This window comes from Clostridium sp. OM05-5BH (genome assembly GCF_003481505.1).
GTDB lineage: Bacteria > Bacillota > Clostridia > Lachnospirales > Lachnospiraceae > Otoolea > Otoolea fessa.
In genome coordinates this window covers 4,986-6,651 of record NZ_QULJ01000019.1, presented here as the reverse complement: position 1 = coordinate 6,651, position 1,666 = coordinate 4,986, and the positions used below count along the sequence as shown (strand labels likewise).

The window sequence follows — 1,666 nt, the reverse complement described above, 5'->3', positions numbered from 1 at the left end:
CGGGCAGCTTCGGCGGCCTCTCGTCCGCTCTGCCTTGCCCGCCAGTATTCGGGGTGATACTGCCGGATGGACTGATTGAGTTTTTCTTCAAACTGTCCTTTGTCCTTAATGCGGTCAGGGATGTTCCACAGTTTTTTGTCCAGCAGTTCCCGGAGCACCACACTTTCCTGTGCGTCCTCCTCATAGCAGATATAGCCCTTATCCTTGAAGCCGCACTTTTTCGCCGCCGGGGAGAGGACGGCGGCTACCTCGTTTGCCACCATCGTTCCGCCGTGGCTGGCGGTAGATACCAGAAACACCCCTGGACAGAGGGTTTCACAGCTCTGCACCTCGCCCCACGGGGAACTTTTCGGCGCATGGAACATTCCGCCCGTCCGGCTCCGGTCCGCCTGCATGAGCGCCGCCTTTTCCAATATGGCGCGAAGTTCCGGGGAAAAGTAGGCGTATTCCCGCAGGACACGGGCGGCCTCCCCGCCGCAGGCGTTCATCAACAGGGTATAGGCATCGCTGTCCGCTTTGGTACAGCGGCCCAGCAGTTTTCCGTCGTAATAGCAGGCCGCGTCATAGCCCGTCCGTTTGCGTGGCATGGTTTCCGCCTCCTTTCTGCTTTGGGCCAGCATGGCCCGAGGTCAACGCTCTGCGCTGCGGCTGGGCTTTTCCTTCGGAGGCCGTTCTGCCTTTGCCTGTTCGGCAGCCGCTTTTCCGGCTTTGAGCTGGTCGCTGATGGATGCACGCCCCACAGAGCCACGCTCCGCCATCTGTTCCAGCTTTGCCTCATAGGCTTGCAGAACAGCGGTGTTGAGCTGTTCCCGGAACTCCTTTGTGACAGGGTAGGCCATATCCCGGTAGCCGCCTTTGCCGTCTGGCTGGCTGGGCATCCCAAGAAAGAGCCCCTTGCTGCCCTGTACGATTTTCAGATTTTCCACCACAAAGCAGTCATTGAATTTCACGCTGGCAAAGCCCATGAGATTTTTCACAGGTTCGATGACCCGCACGCTTACATCCAGCTTTATAGGGGCGGCTGGTGTTCCGCCCGCAGTTTTTTCCTGCATGGATTTCTCCTTTCCGCTTCGGGTCAGCATGACCCGAAGCTGTTACAAGTTTACAGTGCTTTCAACTTCGTTTCCCCACACGTCCCATCCGGGCTTTTTTTCTCTGGCGAACAATTCCACTCGTGGTATATCGCCCATCAGTTCTACAATTTTCCGCCTGGCCTCGTCCGGCTTTTTACTGTGGCGCTCTATCGGGGAAACAATAAGCTGGTGAACACCGGTAGACTTACGCTTCGGATGTCCTTTTACTGCTAAAAGACAAATTTCTGCATTGCCTCTGGTCCAATACCCCAGACCGTAAAACCATGAGTAGGAGCGCCGGTTCCTCTTTATCCATACAAAAGCCACAGAACGATAAGAAAAGCCCCATGCTTTAATGACCTTTAAGGCTTCCGGCAGTTGTGGGAATGTTGCCCACAGAAACAAAACGCTGTCTTTTGCAGCCAAGTCGGCCACTGGAAGGGAACAAATTTCTTCAATACTCATAGTGGGATAATGAAGCTCTGCTGATCCCTGCCTGTTTTTCTGCTCATACCGCCACGGTGGATCTGCATAGATTATCGAAAATTTTTCTTTCGGCATGATCCTCCTTTCCGCTTCGGGTCAGCATGGCC

General features: G+C 54.9%; 3 protein-coding genes. All 3 read right to left on the bottom strand.

Going from position 1 to position 1,666, the window contains the following annotated elements:
- Window positions 1-620, bottom strand: a 620-nt coding sequence (locus tag DXB70_RS13770) for a hypothetical protein (RefSeq protein ID WP_118673481.1), incomplete at its 3' end; no start/stop codon positions are given.
- Between the two features lie 9 nt (window positions 621-629).
- A complete protein-coding gene (locus tag DXB70_RS13765; RefSeq protein WP_117613993.1) occupies window positions 630-1,052 on the bottom strand; it encodes a SpoVG family protein in 423 nt (140 codons plus the stop codon).
- Window positions 1,053-1,094: 42 nt separating this feature from the next.
- Complete coding sequence (locus DXB70_RS13760; protein WP_107001180.1) at window positions 1,095-1,634, bottom strand: MT-A70 family methyltransferase; 540 nt, start codon at window positions 1,632-1,634, stop codon at window positions 1,095-1,097.
- Between the last annotated feature and the right edge of the window lie 32 nt (window positions 1,635-1,666).